At 49.3% G+C, this 23,923-nt stretch carries 22 protein-coding genes; 15 read left to right on the top strand and 7 right to left on the bottom strand.

Features of this window, described 5'->3' with window-relative positions; translation table 11 throughout:
- Window positions 1-115: 115 nt before the first annotated feature.
- The 4 genes from AC0YN4_RS30370 to AC0YN4_RS30355 are packed head-to-tail and all read right to left on the bottom strand — an operon-like array spanning window position 116 to window position 5,838.
- A complete protein-coding gene (locus AC0YN4_RS30370; RefSeq protein ID WP_475784224.1) occupies window positions 116-1,396 on the bottom strand; it encodes an extracellular solute-binding protein in 1,281 nt (426 codons plus the stop codon).
- Window positions 1,397-1,423: 27 nt separating this feature from the next.
- A complete protein-coding gene (locus AC0YN4_RS30365; protein WP_475784225.1) occupies window positions 1,424-2,410 on the bottom strand; it encodes a substrate-binding domain-containing protein in 987 nt (328 codons plus the stop codon).
- A 12-nt stretch (window positions 2,411-2,422) separates the two neighbouring features.
- Window positions 2,423-4,210, bottom strand: a complete 1,788-nt coding sequence (locus AC0YN4_RS30360) for a cache domain-containing sensor histidine kinase (protein ID WP_475784226.1) — start codon at window positions 4,208-4,210, stop codon at window positions 2,423-2,425.
- Between the two features lie 2 nt (window positions 4,211-4,212).
- The gene (locus AC0YN4_RS30355; protein ID WP_475837545.1) at window positions 4,213-5,838 is read right to left on the bottom strand and encodes a response regulator; all 1,626 of its coding nucleotides are present in this window, start codon (window positions 5,836-5,838) and stop codon (window positions 4,213-4,215) included.
- 224 nt (window positions 5,839-6,062) lie between these two features.
- Between AC0YN4_RS30355 and AC0YN4_RS30350 the strand changes: the two genes are divergently transcribed.
- The 3 genes from AC0YN4_RS30350 to AC0YN4_RS30340 are packed head-to-tail and all read left to right on the top strand — an operon-like array spanning window position 6,063 to window position 7,479.
- Complete coding sequence (locus tag AC0YN4_RS30350; protein WP_475837544.1) at window positions 6,063-6,509, top strand: hypothetical protein; 447 nt, start codon at window positions 6,063-6,065, stop codon at window positions 6,507-6,509.
- Window positions 6,510-6,516: 7 nt separating this feature from the next.
- Complete coding sequence (locus AC0YN4_RS30345) at window positions 6,517-6,729, top strand: helix-turn-helix transcriptional regulator (protein WP_475784229.1); 213 nt, start codon at window positions 6,517-6,519, stop codon at window positions 6,727-6,729.
- An 18-nt stretch (window positions 6,730-6,747) separates the two neighbouring features.
- Window positions 6,748-7,479 carry a DUF4386 domain-containing protein gene (locus AC0YN4_RS30340; RefSeq protein ID WP_475837543.1) on the top strand — a complete coding sequence of 244 codons (732 nt, stop codon included), beginning with the start codon at window positions 6,748-6,750 and terminating at the stop codon, window positions 7,477-7,479.
- Window positions 7,480-7,554: 75 nt separating this feature from the next.
- On the opposite strand, the gene AC0YN4_RS30335 is transcribed toward AC0YN4_RS30340, so the two are convergent.
- The gene (locus AC0YN4_RS30335) at window positions 7,555-7,815 is read right to left on the bottom strand and encodes a hypothetical protein (RefSeq protein WP_475784231.1); all 261 of its coding nucleotides are present in this window, start codon (window positions 7,813-7,815) and stop codon (window positions 7,555-7,557) included.
- A gap of 202 nt (window positions 7,816-8,017) precedes the next feature.
- Between AC0YN4_RS30335 and AC0YN4_RS30330 the strand changes: the two genes are divergently transcribed.
- The 3 genes from AC0YN4_RS30330 to AC0YN4_RS30320 all read left to right on the top strand — a co-directional run bounded on the left by AC0YN4_RS30330 (window position 8,018) and on the right by AC0YN4_RS30320 (window position 10,684).
- The gene (locus AC0YN4_RS30330; protein ID WP_475784232.1) at window positions 8,018-8,422 is read left to right on the top strand and encodes a CBS domain-containing protein; all 405 of its coding nucleotides are present in this window, start codon (window positions 8,018-8,020) and stop codon (window positions 8,420-8,422) included.
- Window positions 8,423-9,426: 1,004 nt separating this feature from the next.
- Window positions 9,427-10,149 (top strand): siderophore-interacting protein, encoded by a 723-nt coding sequence (locus AC0YN4_RS30325; RefSeq protein WP_475837542.1) that lies wholly within the window; start codon window positions 9,427-9,429, stop codon window positions 10,147-10,149.
- 22 nt (window positions 10,150-10,171) lie between these two features.
- Window positions 10,172-10,684 carry a MarR family transcriptional regulator gene (locus AC0YN4_RS30320; RefSeq protein ID WP_475837541.1) on the top strand — a complete coding sequence of 171 codons (513 nt, stop codon included), beginning with the start codon at window positions 10,172-10,174 and terminating at the stop codon, window positions 10,682-10,684.
- 35 nt (window positions 10,685-10,719) lie between these two features.
- Here AC0YN4_RS30320 and AC0YN4_RS30315 read toward each other — a convergent pair whose 3' ends face one another.
- Complete coding sequence (locus tag AC0YN4_RS30315; RefSeq protein WP_475837540.1) at window positions 10,720-11,982, bottom strand: MFS transporter; 1,263 nt, start codon at window positions 11,980-11,982, stop codon at window positions 10,720-10,722.
- 499 nt (window positions 11,983-12,481) lie between these two features.
- On the opposite strand from AC0YN4_RS30315, the gene AC0YN4_RS30310 reads away from it, so the two are divergent.
- The 6 genes from AC0YN4_RS30310 to deoC all read left to right on the top strand — a co-directional run bounded on the left by AC0YN4_RS30310 (window position 12,482) and on the right by deoC (window position 18,980).
- Entirely contained in the window at window positions 12,482-13,600 is a 1,119-nt protein-coding gene (locus tag AC0YN4_RS30310; RefSeq protein WP_475784236.1) for a BMP family lipoprotein, read from the top strand.
- 119 nt (window positions 13,601-13,719) lie between these two features.
- Window positions 13,720-15,237 carry an ABC transporter ATP-binding protein gene (locus tag AC0YN4_RS30305; RefSeq protein ID WP_475784237.1) on the top strand — a complete coding sequence of 506 codons (1,518 nt, stop codon included), beginning with the start codon at window positions 13,720-13,722 and terminating at the stop codon, window positions 15,235-15,237.
- A 26-nt stretch (window positions 15,238-15,263) separates the two neighbouring features.
- Window positions 15,264-16,310 carry an ABC transporter permease gene (locus AC0YN4_RS30300; protein ID WP_475837539.1) on the top strand — a complete coding sequence of 349 codons (1,047 nt, stop codon included), beginning with the start codon at window positions 15,264-15,266 and terminating at the stop codon, window positions 16,308-16,310.
- Between the two features lie 3 nt (window positions 16,311-16,313).
- Window positions 16,314-17,273, top strand: a complete 960-nt coding sequence (locus tag AC0YN4_RS30295; protein WP_475784239.1) for an ABC transporter permease — start codon at window positions 16,314-16,316, stop codon at window positions 17,271-17,273.
- A gap of 78 nt (window positions 17,274-17,351) precedes the next feature.
- A complete protein-coding gene (locus AC0YN4_RS30290; protein WP_475784347.1) occupies window positions 17,352-18,272 on the top strand; it encodes a sugar-binding transcriptional regulator in 921 nt (306 codons plus the stop codon).
- A 24-nt stretch (window positions 18,273-18,296) separates the two neighbouring features.
- On the top strand, window positions 18,297-18,980 hold the full coding sequence (gene deoC, locus AC0YN4_RS30285) for a deoxyribose-phosphate aldolase (protein WP_475837538.1): 684 nt from the start codon (window positions 18,297-18,299) through the stop codon (window positions 18,978-18,980).
- A 59-nt stretch (window positions 18,981-19,039) separates the two neighbouring features.
- On the opposite strand, the gene AC0YN4_RS30280 is transcribed toward deoC, so the two are convergent.
- Window positions 19,040-19,564, bottom strand: coding sequence for a DinB family protein (locus tag AC0YN4_RS30280; RefSeq protein ID WP_475837558.1), 525 nt, complete (start codon window positions 19,562-19,564; stop codon window positions 19,040-19,042).
- Between the two features lie 95 nt (window positions 19,565-19,659).
- Between AC0YN4_RS30280 and queF the strand changes: the two genes are divergently transcribed.
- The 3 genes from queF to AC0YN4_RS30265 form a co-directional block, all read left to right on the top strand.
- Window positions 19,660-20,163 carry a preQ(1) synthase gene (queF, locus tag AC0YN4_RS30275; protein ID WP_475784242.1) on the top strand — a complete coding sequence of 168 codons (504 nt, stop codon included), beginning with the start codon at window positions 19,660-19,662 and terminating at the stop codon, window positions 20,161-20,163.
- 26 nt (window positions 20,164-20,189) lie between these two features.
- Window positions 20,190-21,395, top strand: a complete 1,206-nt coding sequence (locus AC0YN4_RS30270) for an MFS transporter (protein ID WP_475837537.1) — start codon at window positions 20,190-20,192, stop codon at window positions 21,393-21,395.
- Window positions 21,396-21,604: 209 nt separating this feature from the next.
- Window positions 21,605-23,923 (top strand): Ig-like domain-containing protein (locus AC0YN4_RS30265; protein ID WP_475837536.1); only part of this gene is annotated, 2,319 nt, incomplete at its 3' end.

The following is a 23,923-nucleotide window of genomic DNA, read 5'->3' as shown; positions in this document are numbered from 1 at the left end:
TGGTCGTTCACAAGTGAACGCCTGCGCTTGTTCTCATCATAAGGCGGGAGGGCTTTGGTCTCTATCGAATATCTTCCACGAATTCTTTGTTTTCTTCTTTTCTTCTTCTGCCGCGTTATCGGCCGCTCTTGGATTCGGCAAATTGCTGCAGCTTGTCCAGCGCGTCCTTCGGCGTAAGATGCTCGTAGAGGACGGCATCACCCATCTTGCGGGCGTAGTCGAGGACGGCCTGCCAAGCGGGCTCCCCAACCGGATAGAACATCGCTTTGCTCAGCGCATCGAGATTGCCTTTCATGACGGTGTCTTGCATGGACAACTGGCTGCCGACAGTGCTTGTTACAGGGAGCAGTCCTTCGCGCTTAATCATATCGCCATAAGCCGAATCGTCGTACAGAAAATCCAGAAACGTAGACAATGCTTCTTTGTTCGTATGATCGGTCTTGAAGGAGATGAGCACATCCTGCACGGCGAACGTAATCGGAGGCTGCCCGTCCTTCACGGGAATCGGACCTTTGTCCCACTTGAGCGCGGGAAATTCTTTCGGCACGACGGAAGTGAAGTAGTTGCCCGAGATGAGCATGGCCAGTCCGCCTCCGCCCAGAATCCGCTGCTTCTCATCACGGGTCGTAACGGTCGGTTCCGGATCGGTTAATCCTTTATCGAATAACGTCTTCAGATACGTCAATCCCGCGATATTCGCAGGGGAATTAATCGTCCATTTGCCATCCTTCGTCCAAGAGCCGCCGGCTCCGTAGAAGAAATATGATAGATACGCTTGTGTCTCATTGTCGGTCAAATCAACGCCGAAACCATCTGCTGCGCCTGATGCTTTAATTTGATGCGCCGCTTTCTCGAGCTCGGACCAAGTGGTAGGCGGGGACTTAATACCGGCCTTCTCCAGCAATTCCTTGTTGTAGTAGAGATTCCGTGTCGAGGCTACGTACGGTAAGGCGAATTGTACGTTGTTCATCTGATCCATCGCCACTAAATTCGGGTAGAGCCTGCCGGCGAGCTCCTTCGAAATAATCGCACCCAAATCATTGAGCATGCCATCCTGGGCGAAATGAGCGTATACATTCGTATTTAGCAGATCGGGCGGTTGATTCTTGCTAATCATCGTCGTATAGATGGCATCTAGATTGTCCCAATTCGCGACTTGAAGCTCGACGTCAATCAGAGGATTCTTGATTTCGAAATCCTTCACGAGCTTCTCTAGGAATGGCTTCGTCTCCGTGCTGTATTCAGCGGCAACAAACCGAATAAGCGCTCTATCCTCCTTGGCGGGAGGCGTCGGCTCTTCGCCCGATGACATACAGGAAGACAGAATCACGGATAGAAAGATGACTGAAAAGGTTGCTTTCCAATGCGGACGGACCGGACGGAAGAAGACGGTCATATGCGGCTCACATCCTTCTCCTAGGTATTATTTGTTCTCAATGAATGGAAACAGCAGCTTCTGATTCTCCGGCAAATACATATTCTTGCGATTGATGACATTGGATTCGATGTATGTAACGGGAGCCGTATTCGTGCCTTCGATCAGACTTAAAGCCCTCTTCACGCCGAGATAGCCCATATTAAACGGCTTCTGCACGATGACCGCATTCAGGACGCCTTCCTCCAGCAGCTGGATTTCGTAGAAGGAGCTGTCGAAGCCGATCAGCTTGATCGCACCTGCTTTGTTCTGTTCCTTCAGCAATTTGGCTACGCCGATGGTCGCGGATTCATTCATCGTAATGAACGTATTGAAGGACTGACCTTCGGCCAGCAGCTTCTTGGCCATCTCATAAGCTTTATCTTCAGACTGCTCGCCATAATAAACGCCAATAATGCTGTCCTTATAGCGCTCAAGAGCATGCTTCAGACCCTGCAGCCGCTCCTTCGAGATCGTGGCATCCGCATAATCGCTTATGATCGCGATAACGGGTTTCCTCTTCGTCTCGTTCACGGCGGTTTCTCCCGCTAATCGCCCAGCTTCTACATGATTGTTTGAAACGACAACTGGGGCAGATTTCATCTCAAGCGGCGTATCGATCACGACCAATTTAATGCCTTCGTCACGAATTTGTTCGAATAGGGCAGGCATGCGATCATCTGCGTAAGGAGCCACCACGATCGCTTGCGGCTTCTCCTTGATGGCCTCTTCCAACTCATGAATTTGCTCGTCCACGTCACCTTCTTGCAGCGGGCCTTGGATGTTAAGCGAGAGCCCGGTTTCTTTAGCCGCTGCTTCTGATCCTGCGCTGACTGCTTGCCAGAAATCCGAACGAACGTTTAAGTTCTTGAGTACGACCGTGATGCTCTTCTCGTGATGGTTCGTTACACTAAACAGTTTAAAGTAGAAAATCGAATAAACAGCAGCAATGAATAGTACGAGCGCCAGCCCTATCGTAAATCTCTGCCTAAACATAACATTCTCCCTTTAATCGAGTTTCGGGATCGAAATCGACACGCAGGTGCCGACTTCAATTTCACTGCGAATTTGGATGCCGTATTCATAGCCAAAATACAGCTTGATCCGCTCGTTGACGTTCCTTATCCCAATCCCTTGATTGCGGGTTTCCCCTTCGACGGGGATCAGCAGGCGTTCGGCTTGTTCCGGTGTCATTCCAAAGCCGTTGTCCTCGACCTCGAATATGATTTTATCATCCGTCTGCCATCCGCGTATGGTAATGATGCCGTCATTAATGCCGTATTTATTGCGAATGCCATGATAGATCGCATTCTCGATTAAGGGCTGAAGCAAGATCTTCAACGTTTTGAAGCCGAGGATCGATTCATCCATCTGAATATCATATTCGAGCTCCTCGTAGCGCATCTTCTGGATGAGCAGGTAGTTCGTAATATGCTCGATCTCCACGCGGATCGGTACCAGCTCCTGATCCTTCGTGATACTTGCGCGGAATAGCTTCGCTAATGCCGAGGTCATCAGTACGACCTCTTCATGCTGTTTCTGCTCCGCCATCCATACGATGGAATCCAGCGTATTGTACAGGAAATGGGGATTAATCTGCGATTGCAGCAGCAGCAGCTCGCTCTTCCTCTTACTCTCTTGATTAAGAATCGTTTCTTCCATGAGAGATTTGGTTCGACTGACCATCATGTTAAACGATCGCCCCAGCTGCCCGATCTCGTTCATTTGCCCGATTTCCGTCTGAATGTCGAAGTTGCCTTTCTCCACTTGCTTCATATCGGATTGCAGCACTTTAATCGGCTGCGATAAACGGTGGGAGAGCCAAACCGAGATGAGCAGGGAGATGGCCAGTCCGCATAAGGAATAGAGAAGGATCGAGTTTCTTAAGTCGTCCTTGCTTGCAATGAGGTCGTCCGTGTAAGCGACGCCGGCGATTTTCCAACCGAAATTCGTATCCTGCACGGAATAAATCCGTTTGCCTTCGCCATCATTGACTACGAAGGAGCTGCCGCTTGATGCCTTGATGACATCGGCGATTCGCTCCGACCGCAGTTTGCTGTCGATCAACTGCTGCTGCGGATGATAGACGATGTTGCCGTTATTGTCCACGATGAAGAGGTACCCTTTCTTGCCTAAGTCGATATTTTTGCAAATATCGTTAATGATGCTGAGGTTCAGATCGACGAGAAAGACACCTTCGGCCGTAATGCCGTCTGTGCTCTTGAGCTCTCGACTTAAGGAAACGACCCATCGGTATTCGTTCTGGATAATATTCTGCACGTGGGGAGAGGAGATGACGGATTTGCCGCCCTCGCTCTTCGCCATCTGGAACCAGCTCTGATCCAGCAACTTCATATTCGGATTCAAGTTCGTAATCCGCCGATCGGATACGAAGCGTCCATTGTAGCCAAAAACCATAATCGAAGCGATGTCTTGGCGGGTGTATAAGATAGCCTGGAAGAGGTCGGATATCCGCTTCTCGTAGATTCGGCGATCCTCGGCGCTTATGTACGAATTGTCGGATATGTAGTACTTGACGTCCTTGTTCGTCAGGGCGAGCAAGGAAATGTTCTCCATGTTATCGACGTAGGATTGAATATTCATGTTGACTTGTTTAATGATTTCTTCGATATATCCCTTGGAATTTCGTTCAACTGCATCGACCGACAGCTGATAGCTGATTAAGCTCGTGAGCACGATGGCTGCGAGAATGAGAAGAGAGAAAGCCAAGGAGATATTCGATTGAATGCTTTTTAACGGAAAAAGGGGTATTCTTCTCGCGCGTTCGCTTGGCATCGTTAGTTTCCGCTCTCCTTAAGCTGCTTCTCTCTGAAGTCCTTCGGGGTCATGCCGGTATGTTTCTTGAACAAGATGCTGAAATAATTCGGGTCCTTGTAGCCGACTTGCTCGGCAATCTCATAGAATTTCATCGTCGTGTTATGAAGGAGCTCCTTCGCCCGCGCTATGCGTACCCCGGTTAAATATTCAATGTACGTTTCACCGGTATGCTGCTTGAAGACGAGACTGAAATAACTGGTGCTCATCAAGACGTGACGGCAGATATCCTGCAGCGACATTTTATCATTGGCGTAATTCGTTTCAATATATTCAACTGCCTGATGAATCTGCATGTTCGTCAATTGGCTGCGGTTATCGGCAATTGTGGCCATTACTGAACGCACGACATCCTTGAGCCAAATCTCGACCTCATCCAGTGTCTTCAGTCCATAGACGTCCATAAGCCGCATCTGTCTGTCGAAGGATGCTTCCGGATCATGAGCGACGAGCTCCTGGATCGAGTTCATCAAGGACAGCACAACCTTCTGCATCTGCAGGAAACAGGCTTCAATCGGAGCGAGGGAGGATTTCAACTCCGCAACACCGTTCTCGATCAGTTGAAAAGCTTCCTGGGCAGCGCCTCTCTTAACGGCAGAGGCTAGCTTGCGGTCCCAATCGAGCTGTGGCGGCAATGGAATGGAGGGTTTGCCTTCCATATCCAGAATGCTTAGCACGCGGTTCTTCCCGAGCAAGAAGCGGTAATCCAGTACGGAGAGCGCGCTCTTGTAGGATTCCGGCAGCTGTTCCAGGTGAGCGCAGGCTCGTCCGATGCCGATCGTGACGGTAAACTTCAAATACTTCTCGATATGGTGCCTGACTTGCTCCGCCAAGGAATAGACCTGCTCGTAGAGCAAGCTTTCGTCATCCTGACCGGATATAATGGCAACCATTCGTTCCTCCCTAGTACGGAAGAGCATCACGCCTTCGCGTTCGAGCGTTTCCTTGAAGATATCAAAAGCCGCAAACCGCAGAAACTCCACATCATGCTCGTACGAATGAAGCTCCCGGTCGCCGAAATCATCAATATCGACGATTAGGACAACATGAAGGGGGAGCGGCGCAGGAATACCGAAATAGGAGAACCGTTCGGTAATTTCCTCCTGATTAAGTCCTACTGCGACCAGGCGTTCGAGGAAGCGTTCTTTCAACAGAGGAAGGCTCTGGTTCAATTGGCTCTTCAATCGCCCGAGATCCTCGCGATGCTTGGTCTCCTCGTCCATCTCTTTCTTGACGCGATCAAGCAAGGAGCGGATTTCATTGGCCGTAATCGGCTTCAGGATGAAATCGGAAACCTTCAGTCTTATCGCTTGCTGCGCATATTCGAATTCATCAAAGCCCGTTAATATAATCAATTTGATATAAGGGAATTGAGTAGAGATCAAACCGGCCAGCTCAAGGCCATCCATGAAAGGCATGCTGATGTCCGAGATCACAAGCTCCGGCTTGTGCTGCTCGACCGCCTCCCAAGCTTCGCGACCGTTCGCATAATCGCCTATCAATTCGAAGCCATGCTCGTTCCAGTTAATCGTATTCTTCAATCCGACCCGGACAACCGCTTCATCATCCACAATAATCACTTTGTACATCGGCGTTCCCCCAGACCACTGCGGTAAGTATAAGCGCTATAATTATTTCAATTATGCCTTATTCAAAGGCGGCTTACAAAGGCTTATTATTTGAAGTTGGTTTAGGGAGTCTGTTTTGCCGCCTATTTATGTATAGTAAACTTGACATTGTGTATGGTTTTTATTACATTATGTATAAGGTAATTTACTTCATTTACGGGAAATGATAAATAGGAGGCAAATCCATGACTTACCAAGAGAAGAAGAGCATCGTTTCTTTAATCAGCACTATCGTTATTTTCGGCTCGTATTGCTTGTACATGTATTCGCAGTACCCCGAAGGCGGGCTTGAAGCGGAGAAAGCCTTTCATTATTGGGGCTCGTTCGTCCTCATTCTCATGGTGGTCTCTATCGTTGCGCATATCCTGGTCAGCATTATTTTTAACATCATCTTCAGAATCACCACGCAAGAAAAAGAGCCGACCTTCGCAGATGAGCTCGATAAACTTATCGAGCTGAAAGCGAACCGGATTTCGTTCTTTGTGTTTATCCTCGGTTTTCTGCTTGCTATGGGATCGCTGGTTATGGATCAGCCTTCACAGGTCATGTTCGTTATTCTGATCGCCGGCGGATTCATATCCGATGTGACCGGCTCCTTCACGAAACTTTATCACTATAGGAGAGGAGTTTAAGTCTAAGATGAGTAAGCATCTTGTCGGCAATCACATCCGCAAATTACGCTTCAACCATGATGAAATGACACAGCAGCAATTGGCTGACAAGGTGGGCGTAACCAGACAAACCATCGTGGCTTTGGAGAAGGGCAATTACTCCCCGTCTTTGGAGCTTGCTTTTCGCATCGCGCACGCTTTTAATTTGCCTTTGGAAGAAATTTTCTTTTACGGAGAATAGAAGAGGAGATGGGGGAACATGATGCCACCTAAATTAGCTGCGAAGATTGTGGGAGTACTGTTTATCCTTGCAGCCGTTACGTCGATAATCGCTGCTTTTATTTTGTACAAACCGATCCTAAATAATCCTGATTATCTGGTTGGAGGTTCTAAGCACGGGAACCAAGTGATACTCGGCGCGGTAATGGAGTTGATGCTTGTCGTTTCCGCGATTGGTACGGCGACCACCATGTTTCCCATTCTGAGAAAATACAATGAAACGATCGCGCTGTGGCATATATGCTTTCGATTTCTTGAAGCGATTATGATTACGGTTGGCGTAATCAGCGTGCTGTCCTTGGTGACGCTAAGCCGAGCATTTGTTGCGGGAGGAGCGACGGATACGGCCGCGTTTCAAGCTTCCGGCACTCTATTAACAGCGATACATGACTGGACCTTTCTGCTTGGGCCGCTTTTCATGCTTGGTATCAACACCATGATGTACAGTTATATCTTCTACAGATCGAGACTCGTACCGAGGTTTATTCCGATCCTGGGCATGACAGGGGCGATTCTCGTTTTCGTTTGTGCGCTGCTCGTCATGTTCGGTGTCATTGAACAAGTTTCGTTCTGGGGTGGTATTCTAGCGCTGCCGGTAGCAGCTAATGAAATGATTCTCGCGGTGTGGCTTCTCATTAAAGGCTTCAATGATGCTGCGCTTACTTCTCTGTCTGCTAACAAGAAAACGATGGCGATAGAAACTACTATGTAACTGAGACGGGCGGCAAGCTGCAGGCGGGCAAATGGTTGATGCAGATCAACCGTTTGCCCGCCTCTTCAACTAGCTCTACCGACAAGCCGGATACGGCAAAATATCATTGATCTGATTAAACGGATAATGGAATGTAGCGAATTGAGAGGCGTACAAATATTGCATGACATACACCTCGCCGCCTTGTACGCCGCAGATGACACCGGATACACCTTGGCCGCTCCGCAGGGAGATCCCGACTGGGCGCCCAGTAAGATACATTGCTTTCTGCTGCAGCGACATGTTAATCTGTGCCTGACCGGGGCTTTGCATTTGACCCGGGCTTTGCATGAACATAAGGAGTCACTCCTTCATATATAGGCAAGCTTGAGCATGCGGAAACGTTAATCACATGTAGTGTATGCCCTGCCGGGTCAGATGCCCTCCGCCGCTGCCCAGCACACTGTTTATGCAAAAATTGGTATGCAAATTGTGTTTCAATTACGCGTATTTAGGGTTAAAACACTCTAGTACCCGCAACCAGAGGAGGAGCTATGTAATGGAAATTGGATTCTTTCTGCTGCCGAAAGAAAAAGTGTCATACTTGACGACATCAGCCACCATGAGAGACGCACTTGAGAAGCTGGAAGCATGCCATTATTCAGCGATTCCGATTATTGACGAGGAAGGCAAATATATCGGTACCTTATCCGAAGGGGACATTCTGTGGAAGCTTCGGGGAACAGCAGGACTCGATTTTGAGAATATGCATGAAATTCCGGTGATCAGCATCAAGAAAAGAATTTATAACGAGTGCGTCGCGATTACAGCGCTCATGGACGATATGTTAACCCTCGCCGCTGATCAGAATTTCGTACCGGTCGTAGATGATGATCGCGTGTTTCTCGGCATCATAAGGCGTAAAGATATTATTGAGTACTATACGCGCAATATTACGGATTGATGGATGTTAATAAGGCATGAATGGCGTCACAGGTCTCGGATCTGTGGCGTTATTTCTCGTATTCGGACATCTGCGGCCATGTTGATATCTCTAACGAATCATAGAGGGCTTAATAGTTATAGGGTGCAATTAAGCCCTTTTGAAATTCTAACGAATCGTAGAAGGGTTATTTGGGTTCAAAATGCCCATTACCTCTCGAATTTAGCTAAATAGGACTTCCACGATTCGTTAGAGTTTTTTGGAGGCCATTTTCGCCCAAATAAGGCTTCTACGATTCGTTAGACGCGTACAGCCTCGCACCGGGCAAGGTCAATGGTGCAAGGTGGCGACCTCGCACGGGTCAGGGGCAATGTTGCAAGGTGGAAACCTTGCACCGTCGAGGGCCAATGTTGCAGGTGATGGCAACCTTGCACCGCAAGCTGGCTTTCCGGCATTTTCCTCACGAAGTGTCGTTCTATGAGCAACAAATCGCCCACTAACTTCTGAGGCCACTGAAAAAGTCCAACTGATGAAAGAAACAGAATTTCAATTTACTTGCCAGAGACAAGGGGGGTATAGAAGGTTTAGTCGGCTTCCTCCTTGAGTTGTACAAATTACACGACAAACCGAATCCTTCCGAGAATTAAGTTAGTTAACGTGTATAAAATGCATTTGAAATACGGATAACCAGCTATATGCACTTGAAAGAAACGTATGAATTGTATGAAGTACATGTCATTCGTCATTTGACACTAGAAAGTAGCGATTGTGTTGTACTCCTTACACGTCATCTTCGTGCCGCGTGATAAGTGATCCCTCGCACCTCATTACTTTGGCAGCTAGAGAGCAATGTCACAATAAATCGAATCGCTACGATCGCTAAAAAACCTACTAAGTTCTTCAATTACCTCCTAACTTCTTGGAAAGCCCTCTGTTTCTTGTCAGCCTCGAGACGGATTACAGCGGCAGCGGAGTCATGCTATATTGTTTCCTAGGAAACAACGAGTGCGAGGAGCTGTGAATTTATGGGGTTGGTAGAAAGTCTGGTTAAGAAAATGTCGCGCAAGGCTGTCGTTGTGAGTAAACAACAAATCGCCGATCATACGTTTCGCATTTCAATGGAGCTGCAGGATTTGGACAAGATGCCGTATACACCGGGGGAGTTTCTTCGCGTATTCGTAGGAGAGGGTCAGCCGGTCAAATTATCGGAGATGATAAGGACCTATTCCGTCTGGAACTATGACACGCAAAGCCGGATTGTAGATATAGCTGCGTGTACGTTCTCTTCAGGTGCAGGTGCGCGTTGGGCCAAGCAAGTGAAGGTCGGCGACCCCGTTCACTTCGCAGGGCCGAAGGGGAAGTTCGTGTCCGATGATTCGGGGGATTATTACATCCTGATCGGCGATATTTCGGCACTGGCCCATCTCTATGAGCTTAACCGCCATATTCCTGCTTCTAAGAAAGTGTTCAGTCTCGTGTATGCGGAGAAGGAACAATCCTTCTTCCCAGATCTAGATGGCCAAACGAAGCTTACTTTCCGTTCGTTGCCGGCGAATCCGGTACAAGCGTTGATCGAACAGATTGAGCACATCACGAAGCAGGCACAAGGAAGAGGCGTGGTGTATGTAGGCGGCGATGGACGAGTATGCGTGGAGCTTCACAATTATTTCAAGAAAACGTTACAATGGGATCGTGGGCAAATTAAAGTAAAGCCATTTTGGATGCCCGGCAAAACAGGACTCGAATAATCGTTGGAGGCCATCCAATTCTATGGACGATCAGGAGAAGAAGCTTTTATTTAGCAAGCTGCAGCAGCTGTTTCATCAGTATGAAGCGTTTGAGAAGAAGGAGAAAAGACTCGTTCTGCCTTTTGCCAAGCAGTGGGGAATTTCCAAGATTACGCGCGATCTGACTCTGTCGGAGGTTCATCTTGTTGAGCAAATCGGTCTCCATGAATCCATCAATGTGACCGGTCTTGCGGATAAGATGGGCATGACCAAAGGGGCCATTACCAAAATCAGCGCCAAATTGCTGACCCGAGGCTGGATCGAGAAAGTGGCTGCCGTAGGAAACCTGAAAGAAGTGTATTATCAATTGACGGCCGAAGGAAAGAAAGTACATCTCGCGCATAATCACTACCATGAGAAAGTAGAGCGGCAATTCAACGACTTTATCCGGAAATATTCCGATCAGGAATTACAGTTTATCGGCGTCTTGCTTGCCGATCTATCGCGGGAAATGGATCAAGCCATGGTGCAGATGGATACAATGATAAACAAATAGTGCGGCATGCTCTGACCAAACGACAAAGAAAGACCCTATCCGACTGCTCGGATAGGGTCTTTCTCGTTCTCGCGGACATTGAGATATAGGAAGGCGGAAGCGATCAGCACGCCGCCTGCGACGCACCAGGTGATGGAGATCGAAGCATACTGTGCGATGAAGCCGTGGATGAAGGAACCAATCATGCCCCCTAGCTGCAGAAATAACGAATTGAGCGACTGCATCGTGGAACGATTGTTTTCGTTTAGCTGCTGATTGAATAGGGCCATGTCCGGTGAGCCGGCGATGCCGTTGCTCATGAACAAGATGAAGTAAAAGACCGTGAATCCGGCAACACCATGCTGTGCGGCAAGGATGAGGAACAAGATGCCAAGCGCTGATCGGAATCCGAATAACAGCACCGTCACCGGCAATCGCAGCAGCTTGGACAGCGGCGTGAAGAGCAGGCTCCCGGCGGATGCGGATAGGAAGTAGCCGGCGGTCAGCAGACCGAATTGCCAATTCGCGGAATCAGGGCCGAGCATGTTCTTCACTTGCGGCTGCCAGTAGGTTTCGAGGCCTGAGAATGCGAAGCCCCAGGCGAATGATGTTAATAATAACAGCAGTACGGCAATCTGCTTGAATCCGTATTGCACAGAATCCGTGACCAGTTGAGGCAGCTGGCGAAAGCCGCTCAGCATACTCATTGACCTGCTCTCATGAATCTGCTCTACCACGAGCTTGGCAGTGAGGAGGAACTGCACCAAGATCATGACGGCCATGGCAATGAAATTAATGGAGTAGATGCCTGCGCCGAAATCCGAAGTAAGCGGACCGAGCAGATCAGGCAGCCAGCCACCGGCAAGAGCACTAATTCCCATGGCAAGCGGGATGAAGATACCTGCTTTCGCAAGTTTACTGCTTAAGTCGCCTTCGGGCTCAAGTCGGTTATATTCATCGACGAACCATGCGTCGATGGATCCGGAGGAAAGTGCTCGGGCTATGCCGAACAGGATGTAGCCAATCATAAGCGTAATCAGATTCCAAGAAACCATGACGAGCAGCACCGCGCCAAGCATGAAGACCAGGGAAATCAGATAGACTCGCTTACGGCCGAGCGCATCCGATAATCCGCCGGTCGGTAATTCGAGCAGCAGCACCGCCGCCGAGGATACGGCGAAGATAAGTCCGATCTCTTGTAGATTCAGTCCCTTATCTAACATGAACAGGCTGGAGACGGGCAGAATCAAGCCGATAATGAACCAGTGCAGCGATTGATTCAAGATATAGACGAACAATAATGATTGGGCAGATCTCATGCGGGTAGAACCTCCTGAGAGTGATAGGTTAAAGTGTAACGGGAAATGAATAAACGAACAAGAGAATGTTACATGGACAAGGTTGCGTAAACGCGTTAAACTAATAAAGAAAAAGTGGTATTTTCTGCTAATTTGTCGAAACAAAGGTGAAGAGGCTGCATCTGTATGGATGGTCTCTCAGTCATTTGAAGCCGATTGTGTTTGGAAATGGAATCCTATGACAGTGCGAAGCAAAAAAACGTATTTAAAGTCGAAAAATATGGAAGAATTTAATCGTTATGGGAATGCTATACGTGAATAGAATGAGATGTGACGTAAGTGTGAGGAAACGTTACATATCAAGGTAGGGATACTGGATTTAATCCGCAAAACTAGTTTACAAAAAGCCCAAATCACCGTATATTTGATACAGGTCAAACAAATGCTAAAACAGGTTTTTTACAAATGTTCAGACTGGGGTTAGCAGTAAACTAAATATGGAAATGAGGAGTAGAATACCATGAAGAAAAGTTTAGTAACAATCGTGATTTGTATGCTGGCATTTGCAATGGTCGTAGGTTGCGGAAGCAAGAACAACAACACTAACAATGCAGGTGAGAATGCAGGTACAAATGAAGGCACCAAGGCTTCCTTTAAAGCGGGCATGGTTACCGACTCCGGTACGATCGATGACAAATCGTTTAACCAAGGTACTTGGGAAGGTTTGCAGCGCGCAACGAAAGATCTTGGCGTAGAAACGAAATACTTGAAACCGGCTGGTACAACTGAAGCTGACTACCTGAAGGAAATCGGCAACCTGTACGATGCAGGCTTCAAAGTTATTGTTGCGCCGGGCTTCAAATTCGAAACAGCGATCTTTGCGGCACAAGATAAATATAAAGACGCGAAATTCGTTCTGATCGACGGCGCTCCTCATACTGCTGACGACTTCACACCGGTTGTGAAAGAAAACACAGTATCGATCTTCTTCGCAGAGCATGAGTCCGGCTTCATCGCTGGCGTAGCTACTGCGCTTCAATTGAAAGAAGGCGAAGCAGGCTTCATCGGCGGGATGGAAATTCCGGCTGTACAGAAGTTCAACTGGGGCTTCCAGCAAGGCGTGAAATACGCGAACGACAACCTAGGCACGAAGATTTCGATCAAAAAAGAAAACGTGGTTTACCAAGGCAGTTTCGACAACGTAGCGGCAGGCGGCCAACTGGCAGCTCAAATGTATGACCGCGGCGTTAAAGTCATCTTCACAGCAGCAGGCGGCGTAGGCGTTGGTGCAATCAACGAAGCTAAGACTCGCGCTAAAGCAGGCAAAGAAGTATGGATCGTTGGCGTTGACGGCGACCAATTCAAAGACGGCGTGTATGAGGGAGACAAATCCATTATCATCACTTCCGCAATGAAGAAAGTTAACTCCGCGTCCTTTGATATGATGAAAGCTGAGCAAGAGGGTACATTCCCTGGCGGCAAAACGTTGACGTTCGACATCAAGAACGATGGCGTAGGCCTGCCGGAAGAGAATCCGAACCTTAGCGAAGATACAATGACTAAAGTCAATGATGTTGAAGCGAAGATGAAAAGCGGCGACATCAAAGTAGCAGCTGAAAAAGGCGAGCTTATCAAGTAAGAGTCTTTCGCAATAAACTTTAATTACGAGAAGAGACGGGAAGCTCCGTCTCTTTTTACCATTAAAAAAGTCCTAATCAGCTTTACCCTTACGATTAATTAGGTAAAGGAGCCTATCGTATGGAATTTGTAGTGGAAATGTTAAACATTCGCAAGGAGTTTCCGGGAGTTGTGGCTAACGACGATATTACGCTCCAGCTGCGCAAGGGTGAAATTCACGCTTTGCTCGGAGAGAACGGGGCCGGCAAGTCGACGCTTATGAGTATTCTGTTCGGGATGTATCAGCCGGATCTCGGTATGATTAAGATCAATGGCGAACAGGTTAAGATCGCCAATCCGAATGTAGCAAACAAGCTTGGCATCGGCATGGTTCATCAGCATTTTAAGCTGGTCAGCAATTTTACCGTTACCGAAAATATCATTCTTGGCAATGAAAAAGGTTTAGTGTTAGACATCAGTGGAGCAGCCCGCCGTATTGAGGCGCTCTCGAAGCGTTATGGCTTGAATGTGGATCCTCATGCGAAGATTGAGGATATTTCGGTTGGCATGCAGCAGCGTGTGGAAATTCTGAAGATGCTGTATCGGGATGCGGAAGTGCTTATTCTGGATGAGCCGTCAGCTGTTCTGACGCCGCAGGAAATTGTAGAATTGGGCAAAATCATGCTGAGCTTGATCGCTGAGGGCAAGTCCATTATTCTCATTACGCATAAGCTGAAGGAAATTAAAGCGGTAGCTAATCGGTGTACGGTCATCCGCCGCGGCAAAACAATCGGTACGGTTGATGTCGCGACAACGAGCGAGCTCAAGATGGCTGAGATGATGGTTGGACGCAATGTCTCGTTTAAAGTTGAAAAAGAAGGTAGTCGGCCAGGCGAAGTGATCCTGAAGCTGGATGGGCTCACCGTGAATAATAATAAGAACGTACCCGGGCTCAAAAACTTCACGCTCGATGTTCGGGCAGGCGAAATTGTCGGTATTGCCGGCGTAGAGGGCAACGGGCAAACAGAGCTGGTGGAAGCGATTACAGGTTTGCGCAAGGTTGAGAGCGGACGTATTGAGATGGATGGTCAAGATATTACGCGCGAATCCATTCGAGGCCGGATTCATAAGGGCATTGCCCATATTCCGGAAGATCGCCAGAAACGTGGGTTAGTACTGGATTACACGCTTGAAGAGAATATGATCCTGCAGATTTACAACCGCAAGCCATTCGCTAAGCGCGGCATCTTGAATAAGGCTGCGATACGCAAGTATGCAAGCGGTATATTGGAGAGTTTCGATGTGCGTTCAGGAAGAGGTCCGCTTTCCATGTCGCGTTCGCTATCCGGCGGTAACCAGCAGAAGGCGATCATCGGGCGTGAGATTGAACTGGATCCGGGTCTCTTGATCGCGGTTCAGCCTACGCGGGGCCTTGATGTAGGCTCGATTGAATATATTCACAAGCGATTGATTGAGCACCGGAACAGAGGCAAGGCGGTGCTGCTCATCTCGCTGGAGCTTGACGAGGTGCTTAACGTGTCAGACCGCATTGCGGTACTCAATAACGGAGAATTGATCGGCGTCGTCAACGCGTCCGAAACAAACGAGAACGATATCGGCCTGATGATGGCCGGAGTTGGAAATGGGGGAGACCAATGAGGAATGTCATTATATCCCTATGTGCGGTGATATTCGGTTTACTCGGGGGCGCAATTCTGATGGCCGTGACGGGTCATCAGCCAATCGAGGGTTACAGGTACCTCTTCGAAGGCGGGCTCAAGAATCCGTCGCGCTTCGGAGACACGTTAGCAACCGGGACTCCGCTTATCTTTACAGGGCTATCGGTCGCTTTTGCATTCCGTACGGGTCTGTTTAATATCGGAGCGGCGGGACAGATGTTGTTCGGCGGCTTCTGCGCCTCGGCGGTGGGTCTTAATATCGATACCTCAAGACCGCTGCTTCTACTGCTCATGATACTTGCCGCTATTCTGGGCGGCGCAGTTTGGGCATTTATTCCGGGACTGCTCAAGGCCAGATTCAATGTACATGAGGTGGTATCCACCATCATGATGAACTGGATTGCTTATTGGACCATCTATTATGCGGTTCCGGCTTATCTGAAAGCGGAACAAATCGAGACGGAATCACGCTCACTTGCCGATAAGGCTACGTTGAAATCACCTTTCCTCTCCGATATGTTCGGCGGTTCTTATGTGAATTTGGGATTGTTTCTGGCGGTGATTGTCGTGATCGTCATTGCGTTCATCATCAACAAAACAACGCTCGGATACGAGCTTAAAGCAGTCGGCTTCAACCGTCATTCCGCTGAATATGCAGGGATTGGCGTTAATCGCAGCATCATCACGTCCATGCTGATTTCCGGCGCTCTCGCGGGACTTGGCGGACTGGCGCAATATGCCGGTAACGGTAATAACATTCAGATCGGTGTATTGCCGACGCAAGGTTACGATGGAATCGCGGTTGCCCTGCTTGGTGCCAACTCTCCGATCGGCGTATTGTTATCCGCGCTATTCTTCGGCCTCCTGTACTCCGGTCGCGGCTTCATGAACGCGATGACGGAAATACCGCCGGAAATTGCGGATTCGATTATCGCGATCATTATCTACTTCGCAGCAACAAGCGTACTGATGGACAAGCTGATTACGCGATTTATGTCCAAACGCAAAGAGGCAGCTGCAAACGCAGCGGTCAGCGGAAAGGAGAAGGTGTAGCGTATGTGGATCACGATTCAACAAATATTCCCGTATGCGATCATGTTTACGATTCCGCTGCTCATTACCGCGCTGGGCGGACTGTTCAGTGAACGAAGCGGAGTCGTGAATATCGGTTTGGAAGGGCTGATGGTCATTGGTTCCTTCGCAGCGGCCTTCACGATGTATAAGCTCCAGACGGCTTGGCCTGATCATCAGATTGCATCCATCTGGATCGGACTTCTGGTGGCGATTGTGGCAGGGACGCTCTTCTCGTTGCTGCATGCTTTCGCGAGTATACATCTAAACGCGAATCAGGTTATCAGCGGCACGGCTATTAATATGATTGCCGGAGCTCTTACGGTGTTCCTCTCCCGCAACATCACAGGCAGCGGTAATATCCGCCTTGCCGGCGGGTTTCCGCCTTTTAATGTGGGTTGGGGACTATCGGATATTCCTATCCTTGGACCGCTGCTCTTCACGAAGACATATTGGACGACTTGGATCATTCTGCTCGTCGTCGTTCTCAGTTCATGGGTGCTGCGGAAGACGGCTTTCGGCTTACGATTGCGCTCTTGCGGTGAATATCCGCAGGCAGCAGAGGCAGCCGGCGTTAATGTTCGCAAAATGCGCTATATCGGCGTTCTGATCTCCGGTGCTTTCGCAGGTTTGGGCGGTGCCATCCACCTGGTTACGATCGCCGGTGAATTTACGGGGACGGTTTCCGGTCTAGGGTTCTTGGCACTCGCGGCTTTGATCTTCGGACAATGGCGTCCGATTGGCATTCTGGCTGCAACGCTGTTCTTCGGCTTTGCGAGTACGGTGGCCAACGTATCGCAGGTTATTCCGGCATTTGCTTCATTTCCGCCGATTATTCTTAAGGTGTTCCCATATGTCATTACCTTGATCGCGCTCGTTCTGTTCTCCAAGACATCACAAGCGCCTAAGGCTGCCGGGGAGGTATTCGATTCGGGCAAACGTTGATGAACAGTGAGTGAGCTATTGACAGGGGAGAGTTGAGAGCCAGTGCATGAAGAACGTTCAGATGATAAAAGGGGAAAAATGCTGGATGCGGTCCGGATGTACTATCAACTGGACTACAGCCAGCAGGAAATTGCCAAGCAGCTCGGCGTATCCAGGCCGACTGTAAGTCGCTTCATTCAACAAGCTAAAGAAGAAGGCTACGTGATTATCAGCATCGTCGATCCGCTGGAGAACAACGACCTTCTCGCATGTCAAATCGAGCGAAAGTTCGGGCTCAAGAAAGTCATCATCGTCAACGTGCCGCATTATGAGGATGCCGTGGTCAAGAAGTATTTAGGCCCGGCAGCGGCGAAGTACGTGGACAAAATCATCAAGGACGGCGATATCGTCGCCACGACTTGGGGAACTACGCTGTATGAGGTTGCGCTAAACCTGCAGGATAAACATGTCAAGGACGTGAAGGTCGTACAGTTGAACGGCGGCGTCAGCCATTCCGAGACGAACACCTACGCGTATGAGATTGTGAACCTGTTCGGCAAAGCGCTCCATACCGTCCCGTATTTCATTCCTCTGCCCGCGATCGTCGATCATCCTGTCGTGAAGAAGACGATAGAAACGGATCGCCATATTCAGAATATATTGGACCTAGGCAAGAAGGCCAACATCGCGATTGTGACGGTGGGTGCGCCGACGGAAGATTCCGTCCTGATTAAAGCGAACTATTTTAACGAGAACGAGCTTCGGATGATCTTCGAGAAAGGCGCAGGCGATATTTGCTCGCGATACTTCAATCTGGACGGCGTGATCTGCTCCCAAGAGCTGAATCAGCGCACCATCGGCATTGATCTCGAGGATCTGAAGAAGAAAGAGAAATCCATTCTGGTAGCAGGCGGCATCCGCAAGGTCGACGGCATCTACGGCGCGCTGCGCGGAAGATATACGAATGTGCTGATAACGGACCAATTCACCGCCAAATACCTGCTGGAGCGGACTAATTAAAACAGACAGAGAGTAGGAAATAGGATGGGTAACGAGTTACAAGGAGCAGCATTAGCGGCTTATTTTGACCATACGTTGTTGAAACCGGAAGCGACGGCGACGCAAATCGCTAAGCTCTGTGAAGAAGCGAAGCAGTACAAATTCGCGACCGTTTGCGTGAATCCCTACTGGGTATCGGAAGCAGCGAAACAGCTTGCAGGTTCAGGGGTCGGCATCACGACTGTTATTGGCTTCCCTCTGGGTGCATCAAGCTCGCTCGTCAAAATAGCAGAAACGAATGACGCCATCGCCAATGGCGCAACGGAAATCGACATGGTGCTTAACATAGGCGCGCTGAAATCCGGACGCCTCGAAGAAGTAGAACGCGATGTTCGCGGCGTAGTCGAAGCTTGCCAAGGACGCGCGGCCAGCAAAGTTATTCTTGAAGTGGGCTTGCTCACGGATGAAGAGAAAGTCACGGCTTCCGAGATTTGCAAACGTGCCGGCGCAGGTTTCGTGAAAACCTCGACCGGTTTCGGTCCTGGCGGCGCGACCGTTGAAGATATCGCGCTTATGCGTCAAACAGTCGGACCGGAGATGGGTGTTAAAGCTTCGGGCGGCGTGCGTGATCTGGCAGCAGTTCGCAATCTCATTGCAGCAGGTGCGACACGCATTGGCGCAAGTGCGAGTGTGACGATCGTCAGCGGCGGTACTAGCGAAGGTTACTAATTTCATGTGTTATGACAAAGCGAGAGAGGTGCATCTGATGCACCTCTCTCGGTTATTTTCTAGCTATTCAAATATCGCTCGCGGATGACATTCAGATGATGCAGCTCATGGCCGACGATGACGTACGCGAGCGCTCTGGCGGATATATCGGTGTTGCTCGCGATGCCCTTTCGCAGGAAGGACGACGGCGTTAGGCTGCGAAGCAGTGAAGCGGTCGCGGCGCGAACGGCTGAATAATCAGTGAGAAGATCGGCGATCATGCTGTTGTCAAACGATGCGCCTTGCACAAATTCATTCTCTTCAAAGCCGGGAAGCGGCGTACGGTCCCCGCGCGCGATTCGAAGTAACCGGTAACTCATAATGCGCTCCGTATCTGCGATGTGGCCGAGTACTTCTTTGAGGCTCCACTTACCAGCCGCGTATCGATACGCCGCTTGTTCCTCGGTTAACGAGGAGAACAGTGCTGTCGTTTGGCTGCGGTTGCTCTCAAGGTGCTGCAGCAAATCTCCGTCCGGAGTCACTGCGATATACGTGCCGAAGTGTGATCCGTATTCATCTGCTGAAGGTCTGGTTAACAAGAGCATCATCCCCTTAGGTTGAATTGAGCCTGCGATAAGGTGTAAGCTACTAGAACAAGAGTAACCCTCGAACCAAGTAAATACAAGGAGTGTATTCGAAAATGTCAGGAAGATCCAAAGAAGAGCTGCAAAGCGGCGGCATTACCCAATTGGGCAATCAAGGTACGTCCTATCTGTTCAACTACAGTCCGGAGGTGCTGGAGTCGTTCGATAACAAACATATCGGGCGCGATTATTTCGTGAAATTCAATTGTCCTGAGTTTACGAGCCTGTGCCCGATTACGGGACAACCCGATTTCGCCACCATCTATATCTCGTATATTCCCGATGTAAAAATGGTGGAGAGCAAGTCGCTCAAGCTGTACCTGTTCAGCTTCCGTAACCATGGCGATTTCCACGAAGATTGCATGAACATCATTATGAATGATCTCATTGCGCTGATGGAACCGCGCTACATTGAGGTGTGGGGCAAGTTCACGCCGCGCGGCGGCATCTCGATCGATCCTTATACCAACTGGGGCCGTCCGGGCACGAAATTTGAAGAAATGGCACAATACCGTCTGATGAATCACGATCTGTATCCGGAGAAAGTCGATAACAGATAAGTCAATAAGTCAGGAAGTGGCTGCAAATGAATTTTTCATGGGAACGGAACTTAGTTGTACTGTGGATCGGGGTTTTCTTCTGCAGCATGGCCTACTCCATCTCGATTCCTTTTCTGCCGATCTTCTTAAATACCGAGCTTGGCGTGGAGCATCATCTGGAAGCGTGGTCCGGGATCGCATTTGGCATTACCTTTCTGGCGAGTGCGTTGATATCCCCGTTCTGGGGCTCGCTCGCCGATAAATACGGACGCAAGCCGATGTTGATTCGCTCAGGCTTCAGTCTTGCTGCACTTTATTTATTGAACTATTTTGTCCATGATCCGTACTGGTTTCTGCTTATCCGTATCTTCCAAGGGCTGCTGGCCGGCTTCGTGCCTGCCTCAATTGCGCTTGTGGCAACGAATACGCCGGAAGAGAAGACAGGCTATGCGCTTGGCATTATGTCAACGGCCGGAGCGACAGGGAGCATACTCGGACCGCTCGCAGGCGGCTTAGTCAGCCACTATATCGGTAATCGGGAGGCTTTCCTGTTCTCCAGTGCCATTGTTCTGATCTCTGCCCTTGTGGCAACCTTCTTCGCGAAGGAGCAGAATTTCAATCGCATGGCTGCCAGGTCGCATGTACGTGATGATCTGAGACATGCGCTGGCCAATCGTCCGTTTATGATTCTGCTGATGCTTGTTGCCATCAGCACCTTCTCGGTCATGATATTGGAACCGCTGATTACGCTGTATGTGTTGAAAATGGGTATTTCCCGAGAGAAAGCCTCTTTAAGCTCCGGTATTATTTTCTCGGCGGTCGGTATCGCTACGGTCATTATGGCGCCTAGATGGGGCAAATGGGGACGTAAGTTCGGCTATCAGAAAGTACTGCTGATTGGGCTTATCGGCAGTGGTATCGGCAATCTGCTGCAAGTTTTCATTACCGGTTATATCGGCTTTGGCGTGCTGCGGTTCGGGTACGGTCTGTTCTTCGCCGCCGTTAATCCATCGATTAACGCGATGATTGTACAGAATACCGAATCGGAATTCCGAGGTCGGGCGTTCAGCTTGAACCAGTCCGCCTCGCAGCTTGCGACGATGGCGGGACCGATTATCGGAGGCTTGCTCGGCGGCATGATGCCGATCCATTATATCTTCGTCATTAACGGTGCTCTGCTGCTGTTATCTGCCCTATTGTTTAAGCTGAAAGTAAAGCAGAATTCCGTCGCCGTTACCAGTCATCAACCATAATTTGTAAAAATACGGAATCCAAAACCGCTTCGCGAGATGAATCATCCCGCAGGCGGTTTTTTCGTCATAAAATGACAAAAATATGGCACTTTCGCATTCTCTATCGAATGCTCCCGTGGTATAGTAGCAGTAGTATAAATGGTATAGAATGCCTATTGCGATGATAGATTCCACTCTTCATATATGCCAGGGGAAGGATTTGTTCGTTCATGACTAAGAAACAGAGAAAACAGCGGCTGAAGTCCGTGAAGAATGCAGCTAAGATGCTCGGTACGGCAGCAGCGCTAGCCGTTCCGGTTGCCCTCGCGGTTCCCGGATTTGCAAGTGCAAGCCCGGTGATTATCCCGCAGCCGACTAATCTACCGGTCGTCATCAAGAGCATCAACAGTACACTCGCCGATGAGTATGCTTCTAAACTAATTGCGGGAAGTAACTTTCAAATTGCTTTAAACACGATCTTTGAAGAGGCTGCTGCGCTAGAGTATACCGTTGTTGTCCAGAATAGCAGCGTAGCTGACGTTAAGGTCACGGGCAACAACACCTTGAACATAAACCTCAAGAAAACCGGCTCCACCATGGTAGATCTCATTGTACATAAGCCGAACGAGAGTATGTCCATCCATGAACGTTTCTCCTTAAAGGTCGGCGCTAACGGAGCGCTCGATCCTGATCAAGATGGAGCTGGAATTGCTGATATTATTAAGTATTTCAACAGCCACGCAGGTGAATTCCACTCCACAGGTGATTTCCGCACACTCCTGCAAGCCGCAGTCTCAAGTACAGTACCGACGCCGAATCATGCGCCGATCGTCTCCCCTGAAACCACATTTATCGTAATGACAGCAGGAACCTACAACGAAATTCAATTAAACGATCTATTCAGCGACGAAGACGGCGATGAGCTTTCCTTCGAACTGATTAACCCTCCATCCAGCACTTCTTTTGTAAATGCACATCTGTATAGCGATACTAGTACTCTAGTCCTGAGCGCTATAAATCCAAGCTCTCAGCCTCTCATCGTTACCGTGAATGGGACAGATGGTGAAGAGATTGCTACGAAGCTGTTTAGCGTGACGGTTGGGGCTGCGCCGGTGGTGAATCATGCTCCGGTGGCGAACGTGCTCAGCGTGGTGGAACTGAATGAGAACACTACGACATCCATTCAACTCGGAGGTACGGATGAAGACGAAGATGAGCTGACAGCGATTATCGTAGAAGGCAAAGGTCCGATTCATGGCGAGTTGATCGCAAGCTCATCGGAGCAGAACAAGTTCACGTACGTGCCGGATGCGGACTATAATGGACCGGATTCGTTCACGTATATCGTGAACGATGGTACGGAGGATTCAGATGAGGTTACCGTAAACATTACGGTAAATGCAGGGAATCACGCGCCGGAAGCGAACGTGCTCAGCGTGGTGGAACTGAATGAGAACACTACGACATCCATTCAACTCGGAGGTACGGATGAAGACGAAGATGAGCTGACAGCGATTATCGTAGAGGGCAAAGGTCCGATTCATGGCGAGTTGATCGCAAGCTCATCGGAGCAGAACAAGTTCACGTACGTGCCGGCTGAGGACTACAATGGACCGGATTCGTTCAAGTATATCGTGAACGATGGTACGGAGGATTCGGATGAGGTCACGGTAAACATTACGGTAAATGAAGTGAATCACGCGCCGGTGGCGAACGAACTCAGTATGGTGGAACTGAATGAGAACACCACGACATCCATTCAGCTCGGTGGTACGGATGCAGACGAAGATGAGCTGACAGCTATTATCGTAGAAGGCAAAGGTCCGATTCATGGCGAGTTGATCGCAAGCTCTTTGGAGCAGAACAAGTTCACGTATGTGCCAGATGCGGACTATATTGGACCGGATTCGTTCAAGTATATCGTGAACGATGGTACGGAGGATTCGGATGAGGTCACGGTAAACATTACGGTAAATGAAGTGAATCACGCGCCGGTGGCGAATGAGCTCAGTGTGGTGGAGCTAAATGAAGATACTACGACATCCATTCAGCTCGGCGGGACAGATGCAGACGAAGATGAGTTGACGGCTATTATCGTAGAAGGTCCGGCGCATGGCGAGTTGATTGCAAGCTCTTTGGAGCAGAACAAGTTCACGTACGTGCCGGCTGAGGACTATGATGGACCGGATTCGTTCACGTATATCGTGAACGATGGTACGGAGGATTCGGATGAGGTCACGGTGACGATCACGGTCAACGCCGTGAATCATGCGCCGGTGGCGAATGAGCTCAGTGTGGTGGAGCTAAATGAAGATACTACGACATCCATTCAGCTCGGCGGGACAGATGCAGACGAAGATGAGTTGACAGCTATTATCGTAGACGGTCCGGCGCATGGCGAGTTGATTGCAAGCTCTTTGGAGCAGAACAAGTTCACGTACGTGCCGGCTGAGGACTATGATGGACCGGATTCGTTCACGTATATCGTGAACGATGGTACGGAGGATTCGGATGAGGTCACGGTGACGATCACGGTCAACGCCGTGAAT

The organism is Paenibacillus sp. J22R3 (assembly GCF_056269305.1).
This window is presented reverse-complemented; position numbering and strand designations above follow the sequence as displayed.

Coding starts and splice junctions, on each gene's coding strand:
- AC0YN4_RS30350 (WP_475837544.1), top strand. CDS start 6,063: ATGACTTACCAAGAGAAGAAGAGCATCGTTTCTTTAATCAGCACTATC.
- AC0YN4_RS30325 (WP_475837542.1), top strand. CDS start 9,427: ATGGGGTTGGTAGAAAGTCTGGTTAAGAAAATGTCGCGCAAGGCTGTC.
- AC0YN4_RS30280 (WP_475837558.1), bottom strand. CDS start 19,564: ATGCTCTTGTTAACCAGACCTTCAGCAGATGAATACGGATCACACTTC.
- AC0YN4_RS30335 (WP_475784231.1), bottom strand. CDS start 7,815: ATGTTCATGCAAAGCCCGGGTCAAATGCAAAGCCCCGGTCAGGCACAG.
- AC0YN4_RS30270 (WP_475837537.1), top strand. CDS start 20,190: ATGAATTTTTCATGGGAACGGAACTTAGTTGTACTGTGGATCGGGGTT.
- AC0YN4_RS30305 (WP_475784237.1), top strand. CDS start 13,720: ATGGAATTTGTAGTGGAAATGTTAAACATTCGCAAGGAGTTTCCGGGA.
- AC0YN4_RS30345 (WP_475784229.1), top strand. CDS start 6,517: ATGAGTAAGCATCTTGTCGGCAATCACATCCGCAAATTACGCTTCAAC.
- deoC (WP_475837538.1), top strand. CDS start 18,297: ATGGGTAACGAGTTACAAGGAGCAGCATTAGCGGCTTATTTTGACCAT.
- AC0YN4_RS30295 (WP_475784239.1), top strand. CDS start 16,314: ATGTGGATCACGATTCAACAAATATTCCCGTATGCGATCATGTTTACG.
- AC0YN4_RS30370 (WP_475784224.1), bottom strand. CDS start 1,396: ATGACCGTCTTCTTCCGTCCGGTCCGTCCGCATTGGAAAGCAACCTTT.
- AC0YN4_RS30355 (WP_475837545.1), bottom strand. CDS start 5,838: ATGTACAAAGTGATTATTGTGGATGATGAAGCGGTTGTCCGGGTCGGA.
- AC0YN4_RS30310 (WP_475784236.1), top strand. CDS start 12,482: ATGAAGAAAAGTTTAGTAACAATCGTGATTTGTATGCTGGCATTTGCA.
- AC0YN4_RS30360 (WP_475784226.1), bottom strand. CDS start 4,210: ATGCCAAGCGAACGCGCGAGAAGAATACCCCTTTTTCCGTTAAAAAGC.
- AC0YN4_RS30320 (WP_475837541.1), top strand. CDS start 10,172: ATGGACGATCAGGAGAAGAAGCTTTTATTTAGCAAGCTGCAGCAGCTG.
- queF (WP_475784242.1), top strand. CDS start 19,660: ATGTCAGGAAGATCCAAAGAAGAGCTGCAAAGCGGCGGCATTACCCAA.
- AC0YN4_RS30330 (WP_475784232.1), top strand. CDS start 8,018: ATGGAAATTGGATTCTTTCTGCTGCCGAAAGAAAAAGTGTCATACTTG.
- AC0YN4_RS30340 (WP_475837543.1), top strand. CDS start 6,748: ATGATGCCACCTAAATTAGCTGCGAAGATTGTGGGAGTACTGTTTATC.
- AC0YN4_RS30315 (WP_475837540.1), bottom strand. CDS start 11,982: ATGAGATCTGCCCAATCATTATTGTTCGTCTATATCTTGAATCAATCG.
- AC0YN4_RS30290 (WP_475784347.1), top strand. CDS start 17,352: ATGCTGGATGCGGTCCGGATGTACTATCAACTGGACTACAGCCAGCAG.
- AC0YN4_RS30365 (WP_475784225.1), bottom strand. CDS start 2,410: ATGTTTAGGCAGAGATTTACGATAGGGCTGGCGCTCGTACTATTCATT.